The sequence below is a fragment of the Arthrobacter sp. Y3225116 genome (assembly GCF_059091245.1).
In genome coordinates, this window is the sequence record NZ_JBNHGL010000128.1 from 1 (window position 1) to 8,493 (window position 8,493).

General features: G+C 68.0%; 8 protein-coding genes and 1 pseudogene. 8 read left to right on the forward strand and 1 reads right to left on the reverse strand.

The window, feature by feature from the left end; all coding sequences use genetic code 11:
- The first annotated feature begins 176 nt into the window (after positions 1 to 176).
- From purF to AC5RV2_RS11875, 7 genes are all read left to right on the forward strand, one after another.
- Entirely contained in the window at positions 177 to 1,730 is a 1,554-nt protein-coding gene (purF, locus tag AC5RV2_RS11845) for an amidophosphoribosyltransferase (RefSeq protein ID WP_494092490.1), read from the forward strand.
- Positions 1,727 to 2,842, forward strand: a complete 1,116-nt coding sequence (gene purM / locus AC5RV2_RS11850) for a phosphoribosylformylglycinamidine cyclo-ligase (protein WP_494012868.1) — start codon at positions 1,727 to 1,729, stop codon at positions 2,840 to 2,842. The genes purF and purM overlap by 4 nt, the downstream gene beginning before the upstream one ends.
- Before the next feature lie 101 nt (positions 2,843 to 2,943).
- Entirely contained in the window at positions 2,944 to 3,417 is a 474-nt protein-coding gene (locus AC5RV2_RS11855; protein WP_494092491.1) for a 2'-5' RNA ligase family protein, read from the forward strand.
- Positions 3,418 to 3,512: 95 nt separating this feature from the next.
- The gene (locus AC5RV2_RS11860; RefSeq protein WP_494092492.1) at positions 3,513 to 5,063 is read left to right on the forward strand and encodes a molybdopterin-dependent oxidoreductase; all 1,551 of its coding nucleotides are present in this window, start codon (positions 3,513 to 3,515) and stop codon (positions 5,061 to 5,063) included.
- 152 nt (positions 5,064 to 5,215) lie between these two features.
- The gene (locus AC5RV2_RS11865) at positions 5,216 to 5,905 is read left to right on the forward strand and encodes a fasciclin domain-containing protein (protein ID WP_494092493.1); all 690 of its coding nucleotides are present in this window, start codon (positions 5,216 to 5,218) and stop codon (positions 5,903 to 5,905) included.
- A 168-nt stretch (positions 5,906 to 6,073) separates the two neighbouring features.
- Positions 6,074 to 6,655, forward strand: coding sequence for an ECF RNA polymerase sigma factor SigK (gene sigK, locus AC5RV2_RS11870; RefSeq protein WP_494092494.1), 582 nt, complete (start codon positions 6,074 to 6,076; stop codon positions 6,653 to 6,655).
- Positions 6,655 to 7,443: an anti-sigma factor gene (locus AC5RV2_RS11875; RefSeq protein ID WP_494092495.1), complete on the forward strand. Its 789-nt coding sequence runs from the start codon at positions 6,655 to 6,657 to the stop codon at positions 7,441 to 7,443. Before sigK ends, AC5RV2_RS11875 begins: the two co-directional genes overlap by 1 nt.
- A gap of 174 nt (positions 7,444 to 7,617) precedes the next feature.
- On the opposite strand, the gene AC5RV2_RS11880 is transcribed toward AC5RV2_RS11875, so the two are convergent.
- Positions 7,618 to 7,848, reverse strand: a complete 231-nt coding sequence (locus tag AC5RV2_RS11880) for a DUF3073 domain-containing protein (RefSeq protein WP_494092496.1) — start codon at positions 7,846 to 7,848, stop codon at positions 7,618 to 7,620.
- Positions 7,849 to 8,111: 263 nt separating this feature from the next.
- Here AC5RV2_RS11880 and AC5RV2_RS11885 point away from each other — a divergent pair.
- Positions 8,112 to 8,493, forward strand: a pseudogene (locus AC5RV2_RS11885) (hypothetical protein); the annotation flags it as partial.

Consider the following 8,493-nt stretch of genomic DNA (forward strand, 5'->3'; position numbering starts at 1 on the left):
CACCGCCGTCCCCCGCGAACGGGACCGCGAAACCGGGGGCGGGGCCGAGGGCGGAACCGAGGGCGAAACCGGGGGCAGCATCGAGGGCGAACGCCGGGCGTAACCTGCCGACCGGCGCCCGTAATGCCGGTCACCTCGGTGCGCCCGAGCGGCGGGGTGCATGAGAGAATGGGCGGGTGGCACGCGGTGACGGAAAACTCTCCCATGAACTTCTCCCCGGCGAAAAGGGACCCCAGGACGCCTGTGGCGTTTTCGGCGTCTGGGCACCCGGCGAAGAAGTAGCAAAACTTACCTACTACGGCCTGTACGCCCTGCAGCACCGCGGACAGGAGTCCGCCGGTATTGCCACCAGCGACGGCAAACGCATCAATGTCTACAAAGACATGGGCCTGGTGTCCCAGGTCTTCGACGAGACCACCCTCAACACGCTGAGCGGGCACATCGCCGTCGGCCATTGCCGCTATTCCACCACCGGCGGCTCCACGTGGGCGAATGCGCAGCCGACGCTGGGCGCCACCGCCACCGGCACCGTCGCGCTGGCCCACAACGGCAACCTGACCAACTCCGCCGAGCTGTACGAGAAGGTGCTGGAGAAGTTCGGCAAGCCCGAACGCGGCGAGCTGGCGCAGGGCAACACCACGGACACCGCGCTGGTCACCGCGCTCATGGCCGGCGAGGAGGGCCAGACCCTCGAAGAACGTTCGCTGGAACTGCTGCCCAAGCTGCGCGGCGCTTTCTGCTTTACCTTCATGGACGAAGGCACGCTGTACGCCGCCCGCGACCCGGCCGGGGTCCGCCCGCTGGTGCTGGGCCGGCTGGAGCGCGGCTGGGTGGTCGCCTCCGAGACCGCTGCGCTGGACATCGTGGGCGCATCCTTCGTCCGCGAAGTCGAACCCGGCGAATTCATCGCCATCGACGAGAACGGCCTGCGCTCCCAGCGCTTCGCCGAGAAGAAGCCTGCCGGTTGCGTCTTCGAATACGTCTACCTGGCCCGCCCGGACACGTCCATTAACGGCCGCAGCATCCACGCTGCCCGCGTGGAAATGGGCCGGAAGCTGGCCAAGGAACACCCGGCCGAGGCCGACCTGGTGATTCCGACGCCGGAATCCGGGACCCCGGCCGCCATCGGCTATGCCGAGGCGTCGGGCATCCCCTACGGACAGGGACTGGTCAAAAACGCCTACGTGGGCCGGACCTTCATCCAGCCCAGCCAGACCATCCGCAAGCTCGGCATCCGGTTGAAGCTGAACCCGCTGCGGTCGGTGGTGCAGGGCAAACGGCTGGTGGTGATTGACGATTCGATCGTCCGCGGCAACACCCAGCGGGCCCTGGTCCGGATGCTGCGTGAAGCAGGTGCGGCCGAGGTGCATGTGCGCATCTCGTCTCCGCCCATCAAGTGGCCGTGCTTCTACGGCATCGACTTCGCCAGCCGGGCCGAGCTGATCGCGAACGGCATCGGGGTCGAAGATGTCAGGGCGTCACTCGGCGCCGACAGCCTGGGATACATCTCTGAAGAGGGCATGATCGAGGCGACCGAACAGCCCCGCGAGCGGCTGTGCACCGCGTGTTTCACGGGCAAGTATCCGATCGAACTGCCCACCGCCGACCGCCTGGGCAAGAACCTGCTGGAACGCGGCGAGGCGGACCAGGAACACGGCTCGTGCGACCCCGGGCCGGATTCGGAACTGGAGAAGCTCCTGACCGCCGACGACAAGAAAGAGCGAGTATGACCTCCCCCGAACAGGGCCAGATCACCTACGCCAGCGCCGGCGTCGACGTAGAGGCCGGAGACAAGGCCGTCGAGCTGATGAAGGGGGCCATCAAGGCCACTCACAACGCCAACGTCATCGGCGGGGTCGGTGGTTTCGCCGGCCTGTACGACGTTTCGGCACTGCTGAAGTACCGCAAGCCGCTGCTGGCCACCTCCACCGACGGAGTGGGCACCAAGGTCGCCATCGCCCAGGCCATGGACATCCACGACACCATCGGCTTCGACCTGGTCGGCATGGTGGTGGACGACATCGTGGTGGTCGGGGCGGAGCCGCTGTTCATGACCGACTACATCGCCTGCGGCAAGGTGGTCCCGGAGCGGATCGCCGACATCGTGCGCGGCATCGCCGCCGCCTGCGAGGTGGCCGGCACCGCGCTGGTGGGCGGGGAGACCGCCGAGCACCCCGGCCTGCTGGGCGAACACGAATATGACGTTGCCGGCGCCGCCACCGGCCTGGTCGAGGCCGACGACCTGCTGGGCCCGGAGCGGGTCAAGGACGGGGACGTCGTCATCGGCATGGCTTCCTCGGGCCTCCATTCCAACGGGTATTCGCTGGTCCGCCGGGTGATCAACCATGCCGGCTGGGCGCTGGACCGGCAGGTCAGCGAATTCGGCCGGACACTGGGCGAGGAACTCCTGGAGCCCACCCGCGTCTACGCGGCGGACTGCCTGGACCTGGCACGCTACGAAGCAGCCGGCGTCCACGGCTTCAGCCACGTCACCGGCGGCGGCCTGGCCGCGAACCTCGCGCGCGTGCTGCCGCAGGGACTCATGGCAACCGTGGACCGTTCCACCTGGGAGCTGCCGGCCATCTTCAAGCTCATCGGCGAACTGGGCAACGTCCCGCAGGCCGACCTGGAACGGACGCTGAACCTCGGCGTCGGCATGGTTGCCATTGTGGACCGCGCCGGTGCCGATGCCGCCCTGCAGCGCCTGAATGAGCGCGGCGTGCCCGCGTGGGTGATGGGCCAGGTCGGTCCCGCCGACCCGTCCCTCGGCGGCATCGATTATGTCCAGGGCGCCAAGGGCGTCGACGGCGGTGCCGTCCACCTGGTGAACTCCTACGCCTAGCCCGCCCGCACACCGGACCGCCCCTGCACCGCGAACGCGACGGTGCGGGGGCGGTTTTGTCCGGCATGCCGGCCGGCCGGCCCGGGTGGCACACTGGACGCATGGGTGCGTACGTGGTGGTGGCGTTCGTCAGGCCGGTGACCGCCGGCTACACGTTCCCGCGCAGCCGCTGGCCGCTGCACATCACACTGGCCCGCTTCGATACCCGGGAGCCGGCCGACGCCGTCGGCGGGCGCGTTGGCCCGGCGCTCTCCGGCTGTCTGGGGTTTGACGTGTGCATCGGTGCCGAGGCGTTCTTCGGGCGGGGCGGATCGGTGCCGGTCTCGCTCGTCGAGCCGGAACCACGGCTGCAGTTGCTGCACGACAGCCTGCTCGACGCGCTGGGCGATGAGGTCCACCTGCTGAGTCCGCAGCACCTGCGGGAGAACTTCCGCCCGCACGTCAGCCATCAGGCAGAAGGCCGGCTCCACGCCGGCGACACCGTCCACGTGGGCCAGGCGGCGCTGGTGGACATGCGCCCCGATGGAGATGCCAAGCACCGGAGGGTCGTCGCCGTCTGGGACGGGACACGCTAGGCCGGCCACCTGGCGATTCGGAACAAACCCAGGATGGGTCAGGACGGTTGCGGCGCCGGACCAATACGCGCCGGCTCCGGCTCCGAATACGAGGTGTGAAGACTCTCAAACTATTGCCCCGATCCATTCCGGCGGCCACCGCGGGAATCATTGCGGCCAGCATCCTGCTGGGCACCGCACAGCTGGTGGGCACGTGGTTCCGCCCTGCTGCTTCTCCCTTGGTCGCCGTGGGAGCAGCGTTCATCGATTTCACGCCAACGTGGCTGAAGAATTTCGCCGTGGACACCTTTGGTACGGCTGACAAGGCCGCCCTGATCGTGGCGATGGCCACTGTGATGGCCGTTCTGGCCGCCGCGGTCGGGTTGCTGGCCCGGCGCCGATGGCGGCACGGCGCCGCCGCCGTGCTGCTGCTGGGCGGCGTGATCTCCCTGGCAGTGATCACCCGGTCGGGCGCCGAACTCCTCGATCTGCTGCCGACGGCGGCAGGGACCGTGGCCGGGCTGGCCGCCCTTCGACTGCTGATGCACCGGCTTTCACCTCAATCCCCCATGACTGATACGGGTAGCGGGCTGCCGCCCTCCCGGCGCTCCTTCTTCGCCGCCGCCGCCGTCCTCAGCGTGGGCGCTGCCGTCATGGCAGCTGGCGGCGCGGCGCTCAAGGGAGTGCGCGGGGGCGTCCAGGAGATCCGGCGTGCCTTGCGCCTGCCTGCCCCTGCGCTCCCCGCGGAAGCCATGCCGCCGGGCGTGCAGGCACCGGTGCAGGGCGTTGTCCCCTTCGTGACGCCGAACGCTGATTTCTATCGGATCGACACCGCGCTGGCGGTACCGGAAGTGGACCCGGCGATCTGGCAGCTGCGGGTCCATGGCATGGTGGAAGAGGAGTTCACCCTGTCCTTCGCCGAGCTGCTGGCCTCCCGCCTCGTCGAGGCGCAGGTGACGTTGACCTGCGTCTCCAACGCGGTGGGCGGCGAACTGGCCGGCAACGCCACGTGGCTCGGCTACCCCCTGGCGCAGCTACTGGACCGGGCACGTCCGCTGCCCGGCGCCGATATGGTGCTCTCGACCAGCGCGGACGGCTTCAGCGCCTCCACTCCGCTGGAAGCGCTGACGGACGGCCGCGATGCCCTGCTGGCCGTCGGCATGAACGGTGAGCCGCTGCCTTTGGAGCACGGATTCCCGGTGCGCATGGTGGTCCCGGGCCTCTACGGTTTCGTGTCGGCCACCAAATGGGTTGTGGATCTGGAGGTCACCCGGTTCCAGGACCAGACGGCCTACTGGACGGACCGCGGGTGGTCCGAGCGCGCGCCGATCAAGACGGCATCACGGATCGAGGCACCGCGGCCGTTCGCCCGTGTGCCGGCCGGCAGGGTGGCAGTGGGCGGAACGGCCTGGGCCCAACAGCGGGGCATCGAACGCGTTGAAATACAGGTGGACGACGGACCCTGGCGGGAAGCCGTCCTCGCCGCCGAAGCCACCGTCGACACGTGGCGCCAGTGGTCCTTCAACTGGGAGGCGGAGTCCGGCCAGCATTACCTGCGGGTGCGTGCCTACGATTCCGCCGACGGGCTGCAGACCCCCGAACGGGCAGACCCCATCCCGAACGGCGCCTCCGGCTGGCATTCCATCTCGGTCACCGTCGAGCCCTGAGCCCTGCCCTGCCCTGCCCTGCCCTGCCGAAAACTTTTCCCCGATATCCAATCCGGCCCCGGCCCCCGTTCCGAATACATGGTGACAGCCCGGAGGGTTTCACGGCCGGGATCAGGGCGGCAGTTGCCGCCGACCCGGCAAGGAGAAAAGCCATGTTGAAGAACACTAACAGGACGTTTGCAGCACTGGGATTCGTAGCGGCTGCAGGCTTGGGACTGACCGCCTGCGGTGGCTCCGGCGAGACGGCTGCTCCCGGCGCCGCCAGCGAAGAGACCATCGGCCCCGATTCCATGACAACCGAGTCGATGGCGCCGGAAGGGTCCGGCACAGACATGGGAGACCCGATGGCGAACCTGGTGGGACCCGGCTGCGCAGACTACGCAGCGCAGGTTCCCGACGGCGCCGGCTCGGTCGAAGGAATGGCCACCGATCCTGTCGCAGTCGCTGCCTCCAACAATCCAATCCTGACCCAACTCACCGCTGCAGTCTCCGGCAAGCTTAATCCCGACGTGGATCTGGTGGACACGCTGAACAGCGGGGAATTCACCGTCTTCGCGCCGGTCGACGCCGCCTTCGAGGAGATTCCCGCCGAAACGGTGGACACGCTCAAGGCGGATGCGGACCTGTTAACCGGCATCCTGACCTACCACGTGGTGGAAGGCCAGCTGGCGCCGGAGGACATTGCCGGCAAGCACGCCACCGTGCAGGGCGGTTCCGTGGAGGTAACCGGCAGCGGCGATGAACTGATGGTCAACGACGCCATGGTGGTTTGCGGCGGCGTACAGACCGCCAACGCCACCGTCTACCTGATCGACTCGGTGCTGATGCCGCCGGCCAAGTAGGCCGAAGCCCTCCCCTTGGGGGGAGCGATGGGGGAAGGTACGACGGCGGCCCGAAGCCGCCGTCGTACCTTGGCCAGGCAACAGCAGGCAGCTGCAGCAGGGCGAAATCTGCCGAAACCAGGAGTCAGGAGGTGCACCGTGGCGGACGGACGTGAGAGCCTTGACCCCATGCGATTGCCATGGCTGCGGTCGGTGGAGCCGGCCGGACCAGCGACGCAGGAGGAACTCATCCGCCGCGTGGCACTGGGCGATGAAGCCGCTTTCGAGGCACTCTACGATGCCGTGGCGCCCACGATCTTCGGTTTGGTGCGGCGGGTGGTCCGCGACCCCGCCCAAAGCGAGGAGGTCGCCCAGGAAGTGTTCGTGGAGGTCTGGCAGCAGGCCGGACGCTTCGATGCCGATCGGGGCAAGGCCCTCTCGTGGATATTGGTGATCGCACACCGGCGGGCCGTGGATCGGGTCCGCTCCAGCCAGGCCAGCGCAGACCGGGACCTGCGGCAAGGGGTCAAGGAATACCAAGCGAGCTACGACGACGTCGCCAGTACGGTGGAACTTCGGCTCGAGTCTGAACGCGTAGCCAAGGCGCTTGATGCGCTGACGGACAACCAGCGCGAAGCCATCAGGCTGGCTTACTATGGCGGCCATACGCACCGGGAGGTGGCCACCATGCTGCATATTCCGGTGGGAACAGTGAAGACGCGGATCCGGGACGGAATGATCCGCTTACGGGACAAGTTGGGAGTGGCGTGATGGACGAGCAGTTGCATCTGTTGACCGGCGCGTACGCCCTCAATGCCTTGGACGACGACGAGCGCGCGGCCTTCGAACGCCACGCGCTGTTCAACGAGGACAGCCGCGAGGAGGTGCGCGGCCTCAGCGAGACCGCGGCCCTGCTGGCCTACGGCACTCCCGCCGTGGCCCCACCGCCGGAGCTCAAGGACAAAGTCATGTCCTCCATCCGGAACACCCGCCAGGTGCCGGTGAATGCGGTCGTGACGGACCTTGGCGGCCGTCGGAAGGCCGGGGAAACCGGCGTCGGCCGCGTGAACGCTGCGCCCGGGAGTACGACGGCGGTTCGGTGGCTGGGCGCCGCGGCGGGGATCCTGCTGGTCACCGCGGCCGCCCTGGGCGGCTGGGCCGTGGGCCTGGCGAACGACCAGGCACAGACCGAGCAGCACCTGCAGGCTCTCGCCGACCAGCAGGCTGAAGTCCTGTCCGTCCTGATGGCCCGGGATTCAAAGGTGATACCGGGCCGTTTGCCGGACGGAGCGGTGGTCAACATCGCGGTCTCGGCCCAAAACGGCAAAGCAGCGGTGATCACAGAAGGCCTGCCTGTGCTGGCGGAGGACCGCACATACGAACTGTGGCTGATTTCCGGCGAGGGGGCCATACCTGCAGGTCTTATCGAAGCCACGGGGCAAACCAGCATGAACATGCTGGAGGACATTTCAGGTGCGACCCACGTGGGACTCACGGTAGAACCAGCCGGGGGCTCCCCCCAGCCGACCACCGATCCCATCCTGCTGCAGGAACTCTAAGGGCTGTCACCGCAAGGGCGGCAAAGCTTGTCCGCCCTTGCGGGCATAAGCGTGTACGTCGTCGTCAAGAGCATGACAGGACGGCGCCTTGCCGCAGTGCGGTCAACAGGGATCGGCGCACAGGACGTGCTGCAGTTGAAGACTCGCGTCCCGGGAGGAAACGGCCGAAGCCGGCTAGCCTACGTTGCGGCTGCCGTGGTCTTCGTCGTCGTCGTACTGATCTGCGTACTTGTCCTCGTAGTCCGAGTAGTCCGGCTCATATGGCTCCTCGGAAAACGTGTCGTAGTTATGGCGTTTCGCAGCGCCGAGTTCGCGCTGGAGAGCAGTCAGGTCAGTGGCCGGGCTGAAATACTTCATGTCCCGGGCCTGCCTGGTTGCTTTTGCCTTCTGACGGCCGCGCCCCATGGCGTGACCCCCTTTGTACGTCGATCCGGAAGTGGTCGCACGACTGGCGCACGAGGTCCCGGAATAATTGATCAATTCTGTCGTACCTATAGGGTACATGGTTTTCACGACCGCTCGTGGCACCCGAACAGCGGCCGCAAGGGGCCCGCCCGGTCCCCGAAACGACGAAATCGTGCGGCGACGCGGGATTGTTGGCTAAAGTCATCGTGGACCGGTTCTCCCCTTCTCCCGGAGGACAACACGCACGGAAGGCAAGTTTCCCCATGAGCGAACAGGACAAGCGGCCTGACGACGACGGGAGGCCTCCGCTGGAGCGCCCCGAGGGCCTCGAGGTACCCGACCCCAGCCTGCACGTCACCGCCGACGAGGTGGAGCTGGCCGAGCCAACGCTGGGCCAGGCGCGCATCAGCGAGGATGCCGCGACCGAGGCCGACCTGGCCAAAGCTGCCGCCGAAGCCGAAGAGGTGGAGAAGGAAGCCGATGCCGCCGGCCAACTGGTGGGCGGCGCCCGGGAGGACCGCGCCCTCAAGGCCCGCGGCACCGCGCCCGCGGGAGCACCCGCCGGCGACCAGGACGCGGCGGGCGAGGCCCCGGCCGGCGCCCGTGCCGCGGCGGAAGCCCCGGTACGGGACGCGGCTTCGAAGC